The 16,555-nt window shown below is 73.8% G+C and carries 13 protein-coding genes and 1 pseudogene; 3 read left to right on the top strand and 11 right to left on the bottom strand.

All coding sequences use genetic code 11. The features are described from left to right. Window positions 1–63: 63 nt before the first annotated feature. Window positions 64–918 (top strand): class I SAM-dependent methyltransferase, encoded by an 855-nt coding sequence (locus tag IE272_RS15540; RefSeq protein ID WP_190007104.1) that lies wholly within the window; start codon window positions 64–66, stop codon window positions 916–918. A gap of 20 nt (window positions 919–938) precedes the next feature. Here the strand turns inward: IE272_RS15540 and IE272_RS15535 are convergent, their stop codons facing one another. From IE272_RS15535 to IE272_RS15505, 7 genes are all read right to left on the bottom strand, one after another. After that, the gene (locus IE272_RS15535) at window positions 939–1,577 is read right to left on the bottom strand and encodes a mycothiol-dependent nitroreductase Rv2466c family protein (RefSeq protein ID WP_190007103.1); all 639 of its coding nucleotides are present in this window, start codon (window positions 1,575–1,577) and stop codon (window positions 939–941) included. Between the two features lie 114 nt (window positions 1,578–1,691). Further along, a complete protein-coding gene (locus IE272_RS15530) occupies window positions 1,692–2,537 on the bottom strand; it encodes an ABC transporter ATP-binding protein (RefSeq protein ID WP_190007102.1) in 846 nt (281 codons plus the stop codon). 3 nt (window positions 2,538–2,540) lie between these two features. Beyond that, window positions 2,541–3,647 carry a FecCD family ABC transporter permease gene (locus tag IE272_RS15525; RefSeq protein WP_050357230.1) on the bottom strand — a complete coding sequence of 369 codons (1,107 nt, stop codon included), beginning with the start codon at window positions 3,645–3,647 and terminating at the stop codon, window positions 2,541–2,543. A 2-nt stretch (window positions 3,648–3,649) separates the two neighbouring features. Further along, window positions 3,650–4,675 (bottom strand): FecCD family ABC transporter permease, encoded by a 1,026-nt coding sequence (locus IE272_RS15520; protein WP_050357229.1) that lies wholly within the window; start codon window positions 4,673–4,675, stop codon window positions 3,650–3,652. A gap of 164 nt (window positions 4,676–4,839) precedes the next feature. Next, window positions 4,840–5,895: an iron-siderophore ABC transporter substrate-binding protein gene (locus tag IE272_RS15515; RefSeq protein ID WP_056698273.1), complete on the bottom strand. Its 1,056-nt coding sequence runs from the start codon at window positions 5,893–5,895 to the stop codon at window positions 4,840–4,842. Between the two features lie 67 nt (window positions 5,896–5,962). After that, the gene (locus IE272_RS15510) at window positions 5,963–7,795 is read right to left on the bottom strand and encodes an ABC transporter ATP-binding protein (protein WP_190007101.1); all 1,833 of its coding nucleotides are present in this window, start codon (window positions 7,793–7,795) and stop codon (window positions 5,963–5,965) included. Continuing rightward, window positions 7,792–9,483 carry an ABC transporter ATP-binding protein gene (locus tag IE272_RS15505; RefSeq protein ID WP_073959816.1) on the bottom strand — a complete coding sequence of 564 codons (1,692 nt, stop codon included), beginning with the start codon at window positions 9,481–9,483 and terminating at the stop codon, window positions 7,792–7,794. Before IE272_RS15505 ends, IE272_RS15510 begins: the two co-directional genes overlap by 4 nt. A 255-nt stretch (window positions 9,484–9,738) precedes the next feature. On the opposite strand from IE272_RS15505, the gene IE272_RS15500 reads away from it, so the two are divergent. Beyond that, a complete protein-coding gene (locus IE272_RS15500; protein ID WP_057666546.1) occupies window positions 9,739–10,188 on the top strand; it encodes a hypothetical protein in 450 nt (149 codons plus the stop codon). A gap of 41 nt (window positions 10,189–10,229) precedes the next feature. After that, entirely contained in the window at window positions 10,230–12,392 is a 2,163-nt protein-coding gene (locus IE272_RS15495) for a tetratricopeptide repeat protein (protein WP_190007100.1), read from the top strand. Window positions 12,393–12,431: 39 nt separating this feature from the next. Here the strand turns inward: IE272_RS15495 and IE272_RS15490 are convergent, their stop codons facing one another. The 4 genes and pseudogenes from IE272_RS15490 to mgt all read right to left on the bottom strand — a co-directional run bounded on the left by IE272_RS15490 (window position 12,432) and on the right by mgt (window position 16,549). Next, a complete protein-coding gene (locus IE272_RS15490; protein ID WP_050357221.1) occupies window positions 12,432–12,839 on the bottom strand; it encodes a nuclear transport factor 2 family protein in 408 nt (135 codons plus the stop codon). Then, on the bottom strand, window positions 12,832–13,380 hold the full coding sequence (locus IE272_RS15485) for a DUF1697 domain-containing protein (protein ID WP_056698292.1): 549 nt from the start codon (window positions 13,378–13,380) through the stop codon (window positions 12,832–12,834). The genes IE272_RS15490 and IE272_RS15485 overlap by 8 nt, the downstream gene beginning before the upstream one ends. 163 nt (window positions 13,381–13,543) lie before the next feature. Further along, window positions 13,544–14,746, bottom strand: coding sequence for a S8 family peptidase (locus IE272_RS15480; protein ID WP_007448975.1), 1,203 nt, complete (start codon window positions 14,744–14,746; stop codon window positions 13,544–13,546). 566 nt (window positions 14,747–15,312) lie between these two features. Beyond that, a pseudogene (gene mgt, locus IE272_RS15475) lies at window positions 15,313–16,549 on the bottom strand (macrolide-inactivating glycosyltransferase). Window positions 16,550–16,555 lie beyond the last annotated feature (6 nt).

Here is a 16,555-nt window from a genome sequence, read left to right as displayed (position 1 = left end):
GTGCTGCCCGCGCGTCTCCTATCATCGGCCCGCACCGACCTGTCGAGTATCACCGAGGACTCCGTGAACCGCCCCGATCTCCCGGCCAGGGCACCCTCGCTCGCGGCCGCCATGGCCGCCGCCGATCACAGCCCGGCCGACCAGCTCGTCCAGACACGCCACCGGGCCGCGCTCGTGGCGAGCTGGGACATCGCGCCCGGCTCGACGGTCCTGGAGCTGGGCTGCGGTCAGGGCGACATGACCGCCGTCCTCGCCGAGGCGGTCGGGCCCGAGGGGCGCGTGGTGGCCATCGATGTGGCCGACCCCTCCTACGGGGCACCGGTCACGCTCGGGGAATCGGCGGACCGGCTCATGTCGGGCCCGCTCGGAGCCCGCATCGACTTCCGCTTCGGCACCGACGTCCTCGACCCCTCGGTCGACTTCCCCGACCGCGCTTTCGACCATGTGGTGCTCGCGCATTGTTCCTGGTACTTCGCCTCGCTCGGGCAACTGCGGGACACCCTGGCCCGGGTACGGCGGTGGGCGCGGCAGCTGTGGTTCACCGAGTGGGACCTGACGCCCGCGTCCGGCGACCAGTTGGCGCACCTGCTCTCCGTGCTGATCCAGGGGCAGATCGAGGCCGCGGGGTCGAGTGGCCGGGGCAACGTCCGCACTCCCTTCTCCCGTGAGGAGTTGCTGCGGCTCCTGCCGGAGACCGGCTGGGCGGCCGAAGGCGGCGGGCCGGTCGATACGGAAGGCCTTCAGGACGGGGACTGGGAGGTCGCCGCCTGTCTCGACCTGGTCGGAACGGCGGAGCGTCTGGCACCGCTGTCCGAGCCGGTGCGCCGGCTCGTCCTCAGCCAGGCCGACGTGCTCCGGGCCCTTGCCGTGCCGCGCGGCAATCGTCCGCTCGCCGCGTACGCGGTCACCGCGCGCTGACCCGCGTCTCACCCGGCGGATCAGTCGTAGGACAGCCCGCCGGACCGGGCGCGCTTGAGTTCGAAGAAGCCCGGATGGCCGGCGAGGACGCGGAAGCTGTCGAAGAGTTCGGCGGCCTCCTCGCCGCGCGGGATCGCGTTCAGGACCGGGCCGAACCAGACCGTGCCATCGACGTGGATCGTCGGCGTGCCCACGTACCCGTCCTGCTCCGGGTCCCTGCCCAGGTCGTGGCTGCGGGCAACCTGTTCGTCGTACGTCGTGGAGTGCGCGGCCTCCGCCAGCTCGGGCGGCAGGCCCAGTTCGGCGAGGGAGGCGGCGATCACCGCGTCGAAGTCCTCCTCCTTGTACTGGTGGATGCGGGTGCCGAACGCGGTATAGAGGTCCCGCAGGATTCCGTGGCCGTGAGCGGCGGCAGCGGCGACGGCCACCCGGACCGGGCCGATCGACTTGTCGACGAGCTCGCGGTACCAGTCGGGCAGCTCGTTGCCCTCGTTGTGCAGGTACAGACTCATGGGGCGGAAGCGCAGCTCGATGTCCCGATGATGCTCCACCTCCAGCATCCAGCGGGAGGTGATCCAGGCGAACGGGCATGCGGGGTCGAAGAAGAAGTCGACGACGGTGCGGGCGGCGGGCCCGGGGGCGGGGTGCTGTGTGCTCATGCGTCTGAGCCTAGGCAGCGAGTGGCGCGCACTCCCGGGCCAATCGGCAGCTGGTGCGGTGGGCCATTTCCCCTGGTGAAGGACGATCGCACCTACCGTGCGTGCGGCGGCCCGTCAGGCGAACGTCTTGATGGGCTCCTCGGGACCCGGGTCCGGGTCCGGGGTGTGGTGCCGGCCGACCGGGATCACCAGCGGGGTCCGGCTCACCGGGTCCGTCGCCACCTGGCAGCGGAGGCCGAAGACGTCCTCGACCGTCCCGGCGGTGATGACGTCGGCGGGGGCGCCCTCGGCGACGATGCGGCCCGCCTTCATCGCGATGACGTGGTCGGCGTACCGGCAGGCCTGGTTGAGGTCGTGCAGGACCATGACGATCGTGCGTCCCTCGCGCCGGTTGAGGTCGACGACGAGGTCCAGGACGTCGACCTGGTGGGCGAGGTCGAGGTAGGTGGTCGGCTCGTCGAGGAGGAGGACCGGGGTGCCCTGGGCGACGGCCATGGCGATCCAGGCGCGCTGGCGCTGACCGCCGGAGAGTTCGTCGACCGCGCGGTCGGCGAGATCGGTGGTGCCGGTGGCGGCGAGCGCGTCGTGCACCGCCTGCTCGTCGGCCTTGGTCCACTGCCGCCACCACGTCTGGTGCGGGGAGCGGCCCCGGTTGACCAGGTCGATGACGGTGAGTCCCTCGGGGGCGACCGGCGACTGCGGGAGGATGCCGAGCTGCTGGGCCAACTCCCGGGTGGGGATGGTGTGCAGGGCCCGGCCGTCCAGGCTGACCGCGCCTTCGCGGGGGGCCAGCAGCCGGGCCAGGGCGCGCAGCAGGGTCGACTTGCCGCAGGCATTGGCGCCGACGATGGCGGTGATCCGGCCCGGCGGCACGGCCAGGTCGAGGCCGCTGACGACGGCCCGGTCGTCGTAGCCCAGGTGCAGGCCCTCGGCCCTCAGGTCGGGTTCGGCGGTGGACATCGGTCAGCCTCCTGAGCCCGCGCGGTTGACGCGGATGAGCAGCCAGAGCAGCACCGGGGCGCCGAGCACTCCGGTGACGATCCCCACGGGCAGTTCGGTGCCGGGGATCAGTTCGCGTGCGAGGACGTCGGACGCGAGGACGACGAGGGCGCCGGTGAGTCCGGCGGCGAGCGGCGGCGGCCAGGCGGTGCGGCACAGCCGCTGGGCGATCTGCGGGGCGGCGAGCGCCACGAAGGCCACGGGACCTGCGGCCGCGGTCGCGAAGGCGACCAGGCCGACTCCGGTGAGCAGGACGGTGAGCCGCACGGCCTGGACGCGGGTGCCGAGCCCCTTGGCCACGTCGTCGCCGAGTTGCAGCGTACGCATCAGCCGGCCGATCAGCAGGGCCGCGGGGACCAGGACGACGAGGGCGTAGGCGAGGGGCGCGGCCTGCTGCCAGTCGCGGCCGTTGAGGTTGCCGACGAGCCAGCCGAGGGCGGCCTGCGCCTGGAAGCGGCCGCCCCGGGCGAGCAGGAAGTCGGTGGCGCTGAGGCAGACCCAGGAGACGCCGATGCCGACGAGGATGATCCGGTAGCCGGTGGTACCGCGCCGCCAGGCGAGCCCGTAGACGAGCAGGGCGCTGGTGAGGGCGCCGAGGAGGCCGAGGGCCTGGGTGCCGAGGCCGAAGTCCCAGCCGAGCACGAGGCCCGCGACGACGGCTGTTCCGGCGCCCTGGGTGAGGCCGATCATGTCGGGGCTGGCCAGCGGGTTGCGGGTCATCGTCTGGAACAGTGCGCCGGACATGCCGAACGCGATGCCCGCGAGGAGGCCCGTCATGGCGCGGGGCAGCCGCAGTTCCTGGACGACCAGGAGGGTCCCGGCGTCCCCGGAGCCGGTCAGCGCGCGGGCGACGTCGGCGAGCGGGATCCCGTACTCGCCGATGGAGACGTGCCAGCACAGTGCCGCGAACACGGCGACGGCGAGTCCCGCGCAGACGGCGAGCTGACGGGGGCGCAGGGTGCCGGAGACCGGCGGGAAGGCGAGGCGGAAGGGCCGGGCGGCGGCCTTCGTGAGCGGGGCTCGGGCCCCGGTGGCCCCGGCGGTCTTCTCGGGCACGGTGTCGGTGGTCATGGTCAGATCTCCGCGAGGCGACGTCGGCGGACCAGGGCGATGAAGAACGGTCCGCCGATGAAGGCGACGATGATCCCGGCCTGCACCTCGACGGGCCGGGCCATCACCCGTCCGAGGATGTCCGCGCCGAGCAGCAGGGCCGCGGCGAGCGCGGCCGAGAGCGGCAGCAGCCAGCGGTGGTCGGGGCCGAGTCCGGCGTACTGGGCGAGGACCCGGGCGACGTGCGGGACGACGAGACCGATGAAGACGACGGGGCCGATCACCGCGACCGCGGCGCCGGTGAGGAGGGTGACGGCCACGACGCCCTGGAGGCGGACGAGGCCGAGCCTGCGGCCGAGCGAGGCGGCGACGTCGTCGCCGAGGGCGAGGCTGTTGAGGGCGGGGGCGCTCGCCAGGGCGAGGAGGGCGCCGAGCCCGAGGAAGGGCAGGACGCGCAGCACGGTGGAGGCGTCCTGGTCGGCGAGGGATCCGGCCGACCAGAAGCGGAAGCGGTCCAGGGCGGCCGGGTCGGTGAGGACGACGGCGCTGGTCAGCGAGGACAGCACGGCGGTGACCGCGACTCCGGCGAGGGCCAGTTTCACCGGGGTCGACCCCGAACGCCCCAGCCGCCCCAGCAGATAGACGACGACGCTCGCCGCCATCGCCCCGGCGAACGCGAACCAGATGTAGCCGAGCAGCGAGCCGATCCCGGCGACCCCGGCGGCCAGCACGATGGCGAACGCCGCCCCGGCGCTGACCCCGAGGATGCCGGGGTCGGCCAGCGGGTTGCGGGTCAGCGCCTGCATCACGCAGCCGGAGAGGCCGAGCGCCGCCCCGGCGGCCAGGCCCAGCGCCGTGCGCGGAACGCGCACCGACCAGATGACGTCCTCGATCCGGGGCCCGGTCGGACGGCCCAGGAGTGCGTCGATCACCTCGCCGGGCGGGATGTGCAGCGCGCCGAGGCCGATCGAGAGCAGGCAGAACAGGACCAGCAGGGCGCCGAGCGCGGCCACGAGCAGGGCGGGTCGCCATCGGGCGGGGCGGGTCACGGGGCTGGCTCCACGGTCCGGTTCCTCACGAGTGAGCGGTCAGTCGGTTGGTCGGTCGGTCAGTAGGTCGGTAGGTCGGTCGGTAGGTCCGCCTGTCCGCCTGTCTGTCTGTCGCCAAAGGGGGTGGTCCGTCCCGCCGGCGGCGGGACGGACCGGGAACGGCGTCAGGACGCGGGCTGTTCGACCTTCGTGTCCGTCTTGCCGTCGACGGCCGCCGCCAGCATCGGGACCAGGCGGTCGACGGTGTACGGGAGGCTGAGCGGGCTCACGAAGGAGATCGCGCTGCCGAAGTGGCTGCTCTCCTTCACCATGACCTCGCGGCCCTCCTCGGCCACGCCGAGCTTGCCGTAGAGCGGGTCGGCGTGGAGCTTCTTCGTGTCCTTCGCCGGGTCGGTGACGATCCAGACGACGGCGTCGGTGTCGAGGAGGTCGGTGCGCTCCTTGCTGATGTTCGCGCCGAACGCGTCGCCGACGACCGTGCTCAGGTCGGTGGGGAGCTGGAAGCCGAGGCCGTTGAGCAGTCGGGAGCGGTTGTCCTGCGGGCCGTAGACGTACATGCCCTGGTACGGGGTGGCCATGACGGCGCTCTTGCCCTGGAACTCGGGGTGCGCGGCCGCGGCGTCGGTGATGTGCTTCTCGGTCTTCGCGACCAGTGCCGCGGCCTCCTCGTTCTTGCCGAGGGCCTTGCCGACCTGCGTGGTCTGGTCCTGCCAGGAGATGGACCAGTCCGGGCCGTCCTTGGGCTGGGCGACGACCGGGGCGATCTTGGAGAGGGTGCGGTACTGGTCCTTGGTGAGGCCCGAGTACAGGGCGAGGATCAGGTCGGGGCGCAGGGAGGCGATCTTCTCGACCTGGGGTCCCGTGCCGTCGTCGTGCAGGACGGTGGGCCGCGGCTTGTCACCGAGTGCCTTCTCCGCCCAGGGTCCGACGGCGCCCTTGAACTCGCCGAGCCACTCGGTCGTGCCGACCGGGACCTTGCCGAGGGCGAGCACGGCGTCCTGGTCGGAGAGGCCGACGGTGACGATGCGCTGCGGCTCGGACTTGAGGGTGGTGTCGCCGTACTTGTGGTCGAGGGTGACCGGGTAGGCGCCCTTCTGCGCGTTGTCGGCGGGCGCGGCGGCGTCGTCGCTCTCGCCGGACCCGCAGGCCGCGGCTCCGAACAGCAGCAGGGCGGACGCGGCCACGGCGGTCAGCCGGGTGCGCTGGAACATGCGGAACATGACGGATTCCTTCGGGAGGGTGGGCGTACGCCGGGGACGGGGACGGGAGGTGTGCCTCTGGGGGTGGTCAGGGGTGCGGTGCGGTACGGCTGCCGGACCAGGCCCGCCACAGTGCGGCGTACGGGCCGTCCGCGTCGCGCAGTTCTTCGTGGGGGCCGCTCTCGACGACGCGGCCGGCCTCCAGCACGACGACCCGGTCGGCGGCGACGGCCTGGGTGAGGCGGTGGGCGACGATCAGGGCGGTGCGGCCGGACAGGGCGGCCTCGGCGGAGCGTTCCAGGACCCGGGCGCCCGCGCTGCCGGCCTCGGCGGTCGCCTCGTCGAGTACGGCGAGGGCGGGGCCGGCCAGGACGAGCCGGGCGAGGGCGAGTTGCTGGGCGCGGGCGGGGTCGAGGCGGTGGCCGCCCTCGCCGACCACGGTGTCGAGCCCGTCCGGGAGCGCTTCGGCCCAGTCCAGGGCGTGCACCGTGGACAGGGCGCCGCGCAGTTCGGCGTCGGTGGCGTCGGGGCGGGCGAGCCGGAGGTCCTCGGCGAGGGAGCCGGTGAACACGTGGACCTCCTGGGTGACCAGGACGACCGACGGCTCCCCGGCGCCCGCCGGAGCGGTGACCGTGCCCGCGGTGGGCTGCTGGACGCCCGCGACGATCCGGGCGAGGGTCGATTTCCCGGCCCCGCTGGTCCCGACGAGCGCGACGTGTTCGCCGGGCCGCAGGGTGAGGGAGACCTCGTGCAGCACGGGCCGGCCGGGTCCGTAGGCGTGGCTGACGGCGTCCACGGCGACGGCCGCCCCGGGCGCGGTCCGCTGCTGCGGTCCGGTCCGCTGGTGCGGTACGGGGGCGGGCTCGGCGGCCCCGGCGGGCTCGGCCTTCCCCGCGACGGGCTCCGTCGGCCGGGCGAGGTCGGTCACCCCGACGAGCCGGGCCAGCCCGGCCGCCGCCGACTGGGCGTCGTCGAGCAGCACCAGGGCGGCGTTGACGGGTCCGAAGAGGCTGTGGAAGTAGAGGGCGGCGGCCGTGGCCGTACCGATCGACACCGCGCCGTCGCGGACCAGCCAGAATCCGGCGATCAGGACGGCTGCCAGGCCGATGTACTCGGCGATGTGCAGCCGCCCGTAGAAGCCCAGCACCAGGTTGACGCTGCGCATGGTGAGGTCGACGGCCTTGCGCGAGCGTCCGGCGCCGCGCTCGGTGTGCTGCCGCTCCAGCCGGTGACCGCGTACGGTCACGGCGCCGCCGATGGTCTCCAGGAGCTGTTGCTGCTGGGCCCCGTTGGCGACCCGCTGGTCGGCGTAGAGGGTGAGGGCCCGGGTCACGTACCAGCGGGCGGTGAGCAGTTGGACGGGGACGGCGAGGAGCGCGGCGAGCAGGAACCGTACGTCCAGGAGGGCCAGCGCGCCGAGGGTGAGCAGGATCGCGAGGACGGAGCGGGCCATCTCGGGCAGCGCGGAGCGGACGGCCTCGGCGACCCGGGCGACGTCGCCGGTGACGCGGGCGGTGAGGTCTCCGGCCCCGGCGCGTTCCAGCCGGTCGGCGGGGAGGTCCAGGGCGCGTTCGACGAACTGCTCGCGCAGCCGGGCCAGTACGGTCTCGCCGAGCCGGGCGACGCGGGTCAGCCCGATCGTCGTGGTGACGCCCTGGACGGCGGCGACCGCGACGAGCAGGACGACCGGGAGGGTCAGGTCCCCGGCGGGACGGCCGTCGGCGACGATGTCGACGATCCGGCCCAGCAGCGGCTGGACGAGGAGGCCGACGGCGGTGGCCGCGACCAGGACGCCGATACCGGTCAGGGCGAGACCACGGTCGGGGCGGATCAGCGCGCGCAGGGCGGCCCGGGTGCGGGCGGGGGTGGCGACGGGGAGCAGTTCGGCGCTGTCGTCGGCCGGGTGCGAGGGCGTGGTCATGTGAGCACCGCCGTGCGGTAGACGGGATGGTCGCGTACGAGGTCCTCGTGCGGGGCCTCGGCGGTGATCGTGCCGCCGTCGACGAGGACGACGCGGTCGGTCGCGGCGAGCAGGGCGGGGCTGCTGGTGACCAGGACGGTGGTGCGGCCGGTGCGGGCGCGCCGGATGCCGGCGGCGATCCGGGCCTCGGTCGCGGCGTCGACCGCGGTGGTCGGGTCGTGGACGACGAGGACGCTGCGGTCGGCGGCGAGTGCGCGGGCCAGGGCGACGCGCTGGCGCTGGCCGCCGGAGAGCGAGCTGCCGCGCTCGCCGATCCGGCCGCCGGTGCCGCCGGACAGGGCGGAGGCCACCTCGTCGACGGCGGCGGCGTCCATCGCGGGGCCCGGGTCGGCCCCGGCGGGGGCCGCGGCGGTGACGTTCTCCAGGAGGGTCCCGTCGAAGAGCTGGGCGTCGTGCTCGGCGACGAGCAGCACGGACCGCAGGGCGTCGGGGGCCAGTTCGGTGACGGGTACGCCGTCGAGTTCGACGCTCCCCCGGTCCGGGTCGCAGCGGCGGGCCAGGCAGTGCAGCAGGGTCTGGGCGTCGGCCGGGTCGGTGACGACGATGCCGAGGTGTTCGCCGGGGCGGACGGTCAGGTCGAGGGCGTCGAGTCCGGCGTGACCGAGCCCGTTCAGGCGCAGTTCGCCTGGGGCGGGGGCGGCCGGTTCGGCGGTGCCGCCGGTGGTCTCGCCCGGGGCGGCCAGCACGTCGGCGATCCGGGCGGCGGAGGCGCGGCCCTTGGCCAGCTCGGCGCCGACCCAGGCCAGCATGCCGATCGGGCCGGGGAGGAAGAGGGCGAGGCCCACGGCGGAGACGAGGGCGCCGAGGCCGATGGAGCCGCTGAGGACCAGACGGCCGCCGACGAGGGCGACGAGCGCGATGAACGAGCCGGTCAGGGTGAGCATCAGGCCGGTCTGGAGGGCGGCGGCGCGGGCGGCGCGCACATTGGCCTCGCGGGAGGCCTGGCTGGTCGCGCGATAGCGGTCGACGGCGGCGCGCTCGGCCCGCAGGCCCTTGAGCACCCGGACCCCGGCGACCAGGTCGGCCGCCACCCCGGAGGCGTGCGCGGCCTGTTCCTGCTCGGCTTCGCTGCGGTGCTGCAGGGGTCGGGCCAGGAAGTGGCCGAGCGCCATCAGGACGGGGGCGCCGATCAGGACGAGGAGCCCGAGGGGCAGGGAGGCGCGGAGCAGGAGCACCGCGCCCGCGACGACGCCGACGACGGCGGCGATGCCGAGGGTCAGGGCCATGTTGACGGCCCCCACCCGGCGGGCGTCCTCGGTGGCCACGTTCACCAGCGCCCCGGGCGGGCGTCCCGCCTCCGCTCCGCCGTGCGGGGCGAGGACCCGGCGTACGACGTCGAGGCGCAGTTGGTGCGCGGCCTGCTCGGCGGCGCGTTCACCGGCCCGGGCGCCGAAGCGGAAGCCGAAGGAGAGGAGGGTGTAGACGACGGCGAGGACCACCAGCCAGATCGCCAGCGCACCGCCGTCGGGTCGGACCACGGCGCGGTCGACGATCAGCCCGATGAGTACGGGGACGAGCGCCTCGCCGATCTGGTGGCAGGCGCCCAGGAGCGATCCGACGGCGACGTCCCGCCGCTGCCCCGCGACGGCTCGGCGTATGACGCCGCGCCCGGCGGTATCAGCCCCCACTTCATCTGCTCCTCAGCGTGTCCACGGACAGCGGAGGTGGCGACTTCCGGCCACCTGCCTACAGCCAAACGAAGGCAAGGCTAACCTGCGTCCGCCGTGGCCGGGCCCCCCGCCCCCGCACCGCGGGATCCGAGCGGGCGCCGCCCCGGGGCCGGGGCGGCGCCCGCTCCCCCGCGCCGTGCTCCGCGGACCCCTCGGGTGGGATGATAGGAAGACGCTTACCGCGCAACCGAGTTGGACTCTCAGGGGGAGCTCATGCTGGCGGAGGGACTCGTCGCCGTGGCGGCGACGGCCGGGTCCGGTCTGGTGCAGGCCATGACCACGGACGCATGGCAGCAGTGCAGGGACCGGGCGGCCCGGCTGCTGGGCCGGGGCGACGCCGGGGAGGAGTCCCGGCAGCAGGCGCGGCTGGACCGGACCCGGGCCGAGCTCACGCAGGCGGCCGCGGCGGGGGACGAGGAGGGCCGGCAGATCGTCGTGCGGCAGTCCGCCGCGTGGCAGACCCGGTTCGAGGATCTGCTGGAGACCTCACCGGACCAGGAGGCTCCGATGCGGGAGCTGCTGGGCTTCCTGCGGGAGCAGCTTCCGTCGGGCACCGCCGCCGGGACGGTCACCGTGCACGCGACCGCGTCCGAGCAGGCGCAGCAGGCCGTCCAGGGGCAGGGCACCCAGCACAACTCCTTCGGCCCGGGGCAGCCGCGGTGATGCCGGAAGGCCACGGAACCGCCGGACCCGACGAGCCCGCCGTGAGCGGTGGCGACGTCCGCGCCTCCGCGCGGGGGCACGCGCAGCAGGCGGTGATCGGCCGGGGCGTGCAGCACAACTACTTCTACGGCGCCTCGGGCTCCGCCCGGCCCGGGGTGGTGCTGAGCACCCTGATTCCACCGCCCTCCATCCTCGTCGGCGGCCATGACCGTCCGGCCTCGCTCGCTGCCGGCTTGCGGGCGGGGATCGCTCCCGGCAAGCCCGCCCTGGCGCTGCTGTACGGCCCCGGAGGTGCGGGCAAGTCGGCGACGGCGCGGGCCCTCGCGGCGGAGCTGGCACCGGAGTTCACCGATGCCCGGCTCGAAGTCGACCTGGCGGGATTCACGCCCGGGAGCGCTCCCCGGCCGGCGGGCGAGGTACTGACCGAGCTGTTGCGACTGGCCGGGTTCGACGGGGCCGACATCCCCGGTGAGACGGCCGGGAAGAGCCAGCTCTGGCGGGCCTGGGCGGCGGACAAGAAGGTGTTGCTGCTGCTGGACAACGCGCGCGACGCCGGGCAGATCGCACCGCTGCTGCCGAGCTCCTCGTTCCACGGCCGGTGCGCGGTCATCGTCACCAGCCGCAACCGGCTGAACGGCCTGGACACCACGCTCGACGTCCCCGTCGAGCTGCTGGAGCCCGAGGCCGCCGTCGAGCTGCTGGTACGCGTCGCCGGACGCGGGAGCGACGAGCCGTCCTCGGGCGCCCTGGCCGAGCTGGCCCGCCTGTGCGGTTACCTCCCGCTGGCCCTGCGTCCGGTGGGCGCCCTCCTCGCCGACCTCGATGCCGGGACGCTCGTGCGCGTCATGCGCTCGGCGGACCGGCCCCTCGAACAGCTGGCCGAGGCGGACCAGGAGGCCGCGGCCGCCTTCACCGTCTCCTACGAAGCCCTGACCGCGGATCTCCAGCGCACGCTGCGTACGTGCGTCTGGCATCCCGGACCGGACTTCGACGCCGGTTCCATCGGCGCGCTCGCCGGCATACCGGCGGAGCTGGCCACCGTGCAGCTCGTCCGTCTCCTCCAGCGCAGCATGCTGACCGCCCTGCCCCACCGCAGGTACGTCTTCCACGACCTGTTCCTGTCCTACGCCCGTCAGCGGCTGGCCGCCCTGGACCACGAGGACGCGATGCGGATGAGCCGTCGCGGTCTCTACCGGCATCTCGCCCAGGTGGTCGTGACGGTCCACGCCCTGTTGTCGGCGGCGGAGGAACCCACGGCCGGCACGGGCCCCTTCGACAACCCCGAGCACGCCCGCCTCTGGCTGGAGGCGGCAGCGGGGGAACTGGTCGGGGCGGCGGTCGGCGCCCTGTCCGACAGCTGGGAGCTGGGTGGGGACTTCGCCGTGCGCACCGCACAACTGCTCTACGTCGAGGGGCAGTACGAGCGCGCCGGCATCCTGTACGAGCAGGTGTGCGCGGCAGCGGACCGGGCCGGCGACGAGCGGGCCCGGGGGCGGGCGTTCGCCGCGCTCGGCGACCTCGCGCGCAGCACCGGGCGGCACGACGAGGCCGACGCCCTGTTCGGGACCGCTCTGGAGATCCTGGGCGGCGTCGCGGACACCGCCGGGGAGGCGGACGCGCTGCGCGGTCTCGGGGAGACGGCGCGGGCGCGGGGCGATCAGGACTCGGCGTCCGCCCACTTCACCTCGGCGCTGGCGCGCGCCCGGCAGGCCGATGACGCCGCTGGGCAGGGATACGCGCTGACGGGCCTGGCGCACATCGCGCGGCAGCGCGGAGAGCTGGACGCGGCCGGGAGCCTGTTCGCCGAGGCCGCGGAGTTCCAGCGGCGCGCGAACGACGGGGTCGGTCTGGCCTACGCCGTGCGGGGACTCGGACATGTCCGGCGCGCCCTGCGGGAGTTCGATGCCGCCGAGCGCTGCTTCCGGGACGCGATGGCCCTGCACCAGCGGGCCGGCAACCGCTTCGGCCAGGCGTACGCGCTGACCGCCCTGGGGGGCGTGACCGGAGAGGCCGGCCGGTTCGAGGAGGCCGCGGCCCATCTGGACGACGCCCTGAACCTGCACCGTGCGGCCAACGACCGCACGGGGCAGGCCCGGACCCACGCGGAGCTGGCGGCCCTGGCCCACGTCCGCGGGGACGGCGTCGCGGCGCGTCGCCACGAGAGTGCCGCCGCCTCGCTGCTCGGGCGGAGCGACGGCGCGTAGCTCCGCGGCCCACCGGCGCGTCCGGCCTCCCCGGTCGGCTCAGGCCTCGGCGAGGGGGCCGGCGAACGGGTCGCCGAAGGCATCGTCGTCGAACGGGGTCCCCTGGTGGAAGTAGAGCCGCCAGCCCTCCGGGGTCAGCCGCCACAGGGAGCTGCGGTGCGAGTGGACGCCCCTGGACTCCGTGTCGAAGGTGAGGTGCACCAGGTCGGCGGCGAGCTGCGCCCCCCGCATCCGGGAGGCCGTGAGCGGACCGGGGCTCGCGGCGTCGTCCGCGGTGAGCGAGGCGATGATCGCCTCCCGGGTCCAGAGCCGGCCACTGGTGCCGATCTCCCGGAACTCGGGGTGCAGCAGCGAGGCGAGGAGCTCGGCGGAGGCCCGTACCACCGGGTCCAGCAGCCGTAGCTCGCCCTCGATCGCTGCGGCCACGGCGGGCGACGTCTCAGGCATGGGTCATCTCCACGAGTTTCGCCACGGTGTTCCAGTTGCGGCTGGTGGCGGTGAGGCCCTTGAGGTGGCGGGGGCGTCCCAGCGCGACCGCCAGCTTGGAGCGGCCGAGCCCGTCGGGGGCGTACAGGTACAGGCAGCGGTCGCCGAGCCGGAACTCCTCCGGCAGGAAGTCCCCCGCTTCCAGGTCCGCGAAGCGGTCCGCGTCCACGGGCCGGTCGAAGTAGGTGACGTGAAGCTGCTTGCCCTCCAGCTCGGCGGCGGGGAAGGGGCAGGCTTCGGCGACGGCGGCGAGATAGCCGGCGTCGCGGACGAGGCAGTCGACGTCGAAGCCGAACTGCCGGCGCAGGGCCTGTTCCAGGGCGGCGGCCAACGCGTCCTCGTCGTCGCTGTCGCTCCGGAAGACGGCGTTGCCGCTCTGCAGATAGGTGGCGATGGCGGTGTGTCCCAGTTCGGTGAGCACAGTGCGCAGTTCGGGCATCGGGACCCTCTTGCTGCCGCTCACGTTGATCCCCCGCAGCAGCGCCGCGTACATCGTCGTCATGGCCACCCACCCTAAGGGCTGTCGCGGGCCCGACCGTGGAGCGGGCCCGGAACGGCGCAGCCGCCGCGCCCCGTGGGGGAGAGCGCGGCGGCTGCTGTGCGCGGGGGCCGGGCGGCGGGGGTGGGTGACCACCGCCGCCCGGCGTCCGGCCGGAACCGGGGTACTACTCGACGACCTTGAGGAGCTTGTTGGCCGTGCCCTCGGTGGCGTTGCTGATGGCGTCCGGGGTGGCTCCCTCGGTGAGCGCCGTGGCGACGGCCTCCGGGGTCGCGTCCGGGTTGCCCGCCAGGTAGACGGCGGCCGCGCCGACGACGTGCGGGGTGGCCATGGACGTACCGGAGATGGTGTTGGTGCCGGAGTCGCTGTCGTTCCAGGTGGACGTGATGTCCGAGCCCGGGGCGTAGATGTCCACGACCGGACCGTAGTTGGAGAAGTCCGACTGCTCGTCGGCCTCCGTGGACGAGGCGACGGTGATCGCCTCGGGGACGCGGGAGGGCGAGCCCTGGCCGGCGTCGCTGGACTCGTTGCCGGCGGCCACGCCGAAGGTGATGCCCGCGGCGATGGCCTTCTGGACGGCCTCGTCGAGGGCCGGGTCGGCCCCGCCGCCGAGGCTCATGTTGGCGACGGACGGGCCGGTGGCGTTCTCGGCGACCCAGTCGATCCCGGCGATGACCTGCTCGGTGGTGCCCGAGCCGTTGTCGTCCAGGACGCGGACGGCCACGATGTTCGCCTTCTTGGCGACGCCGTGGGCGGCCCCGGCTATGGTGCCCGCCACGTGGGTGCCGTGCCCGTTGCCGTCGTCGGCGTCGTCGTCGTTGTCGACGGCGTCGAAGCCGGAGGTGGCCCGGCCCTCGAAGTCCTCGTGGGTGACGCGGACACCGGTGTCGATGACGTACGCGGTGACGCCCTCGCCGCCGGCGTCCGGGTAGGTGTAGGCGCTGTCGCCCGCGGTCTCGGTCTGGTCGATCCGGTCCAGACCCCACGACGGCGGGTTGTCCTGGGTGGCGTCGATGCTGAACTTCTTGTTCTGCACCACCTTGGAGACGGCCGGGTCGGCGGCGAGGCGCTTGGCCTCGGTCTCCGAAAGGCCGCTGGCGGAGAAGCCGTTGATGCTGGAGGAGTAGTTGCGCTTGAGCTTGCCGCCGTACTCCTCGGCGAGCTTGGACTTGTCGGCCTTCTTCTCGTCCAGCATCACGATGTAGCTGCCGGACACCGCGGTCGCGGCGTCAGCACCGTAGACCGTGCCCATGGGAGCCGGTGCGGCTCCCGCGTACGAGGTACCGAGAAGGGTGACTCCGGCGGCGGCCGCCACTGCGGTGATCGCGGCGGTCAGCTTGATGCGACGGGTGCGCTGGTGCTTGGCCATGAAGAGGGGTCTCCTCGTCAAACTCTGTGGGGGGATTGGCCCTCGGCCGGAAGATCTCCGGGGGCTGGCTCGAAACCCTGACCGATTGACGAGCACAGATCAAGGCCTTCATGAGGGTGTGACTTGTTCAACAAGGTTTCTTAATAAGAAATCGGCCATGGCTGGTCACAACGTCCGCGGAGGGCCGCCGGGCGTCCGGCCCGCCCGGATCGACCGGTCGCGAGCCGCCCCACGAGAGCACCGCTCCTCGCATACCGCCTGCTCAGAGCGGTACTTGCAGCGCCGGAAGCCAACTGTCCAGCCGTCGCCGGGGCGCCGCCGGGGCCCGTGGGGCCGGAGTGACCACGCGTGAAGACCCGTGAAGATCGGTGAAGGAGTGCGCGAGGGGGGTGAACACCCCGCCCCCGGTGTGAAATCGCGAGGGCGTGCGTGCAGATGCGCCGACCGGACCCGTCGCGGCAGAGGGTTCACAGAGCCGAAACACGAACGTCCCGCCCCGGGAAACCGCTGCGCGCGGCACTCGGGGCGGGACGGAGAACGTCCGGATAGCAGTCAGGCGATTCCGCTCAGCGCGACAGTTCGGCCTCGATGAGGTCGGCGGCCCTGGGGGTGCCGCCCTCCCGCGCCATCTGCTCGCTCAGCCGCCCGCACCGGGCGGCCACTTCGGGGTCGTCCACCAGAGCGAGGACCGCCTCGCGCAGGCTCGCGGCGTCGGCCTCCTCCATCGGGAGGTGCCGGGCCACGCCCAGCGACTGGAGCATGTCCGCGTTGCCGAACTGGTCGACGGCCTGAGGGACGGCGACCATCGGGGTGGCGGTGGCGAGCCCCTCCTGACTCCCGCCGGCGCCGGCGTGGGTGATGAAGGCGTCGGCCTGCTTGAGGACGGACAGCTGCGGAACCCAGGTGCGCACCTCCACATTGCCCGGTACGTCCCCGAGTTCGGCGGGGTCGACGTGCGCGCCGATCTGGAGCACCACGTGCCAGCCGGGCCGCCCGCCGAAGGCTTCGACGCACTCCCGGTAGAAGGCGGGCTGCTTGGTGAAGGAGGAGCCCAGCGACACCAGCAGCACCTGCTCCGCCCCGGCCGGGCGGGCCCACTCCCCCTGGTCCGCGCGGTCGCCCTGACAGGCCCCGACGAAGGTGTACATCTCGCGGTTCACCCGGTCCGCGTTCGGCTGGAGCGCCTCGGGGATCAGGACGAGACCGAGGCGCGGGCGGGCGACAAAGTCGTCGCTGGAGACATGGCCGAGGCCGTTCCCGGCGAGCCAGTCGTCGAAGCGCGCGTAGTACGCCTTGCCGCGCTCGGTCTGCTTCAGCTCGGCGGTCATCGGCTCGCCGACCTCCTCCTCGTACCCCTCCCAGGGGACCAGGTTGGGCCAGAGGGAGACGGCGGGGACGCCCCAGCGGTGGGCGAGGACCCGGGCGGGATAGGAGGTGATGTCGTGCAGGACGAGATCGGGCTCGTCCCCCGCGAAGGCCTCGGCGAGCTGCGGGAGCGCCTGGATCGCGTCGTCGAGGAAGGGTTCGATGTTGTCGATCAGCTCGGTGCCCCAGGCTTCGGGGTCGTCGTCGGTCGGCAGGGTCGAGGTGTAGATCACCGGCCGGGCGCCGGTGGCGGCGACCTTCTCGGCGAAGGAGGCCGGGACGGCGTAACTGACGCGGTGTCCACGGTCGACGAGTTCGCGGATGACGTCGAGGCTCGGGTTCACATGTCCGTGGGCGGCGATGGAGAACATGGCGATGTGGGCACGCGGGGATTCCGTCATGCCGCTCACCGTAGACGAGACGAGACGTCTCGTGCAACCTCTT

It is taken from the genome of Streptomyces anulatus (genome assembly GCF_014650675.1).
Taxonomy (GTDB): Bacteria; Actinomycetota; Actinomycetes; order Streptomycetales; family Streptomycetaceae; genus Streptomyces; species Streptomyces anulatus.
Note: the sequence above shows the minus strand (reverse complement) of the source record. Positions and strands in the feature narration are given on the sequence as shown.

Bases quoted from the DNA above. Each gene is read 5' to 3' on its own strand.
- IE272_RS15535 (WP_190007103.1), bottom strand. From the start codon at position 1,577: ATGAGCACACAGCACCCCGCCCCCGGGCCCGCCGCCCGCACCGTCGTC.
- IE272_RS15530 (WP_190007102.1), bottom strand. From the start codon at position 2,537: ATGTCCACCGCCGAACCCGACCTGAGGGCCGAGGGCCTGCACCTGGGC.
- IE272_RS15525 (WP_050357230.1), bottom strand. From the start codon at position 3,647: ATGACCACCGACACCGTGCCCGAGAAGACCGCCGGGGCCACCGGGGCC.
- IE272_RS15515 (WP_056698273.1), bottom strand. From the start codon at position 5,895: ATGTTCCGCATGTTCCAGCGCACCCGGCTGACCGCCGTGGCCGCGTCC.
- IE272_RS15510 (WP_190007101.1), bottom strand. From the start codon at position 7,795: ATGACCACGCCCTCGCACCCGGCCGACGACAGCGCCGAACTGCTCCCC.
- IE272_RS15500 (WP_057666546.1), top strand. From the start codon at position 9,739: ATGCTGGCGGAGGGACTCGTCGCCGTGGCGGCGACGGCCGGGTCCGGT.
- IE272_RS15490 (WP_050357221.1), bottom strand. From the start codon at position 12,839: ATGCCTGAGACGTCGCCCGCCGTGGCCGCAGCGATCGAGGGCGAGCTA.
- IE272_RS15485 (WP_056698292.1), bottom strand. From the start codon at position 13,380: ATGACGACGATGTACGCGGCGCTGCTGCGGGGGATCAACGTGAGCGGC.
- IE272_RS15480 (WP_007448975.1), bottom strand. From the start codon at position 14,746: ATGGCCAAGCACCAGCGCACCCGTCGCATCAAGCTGACCGCCGCGATC.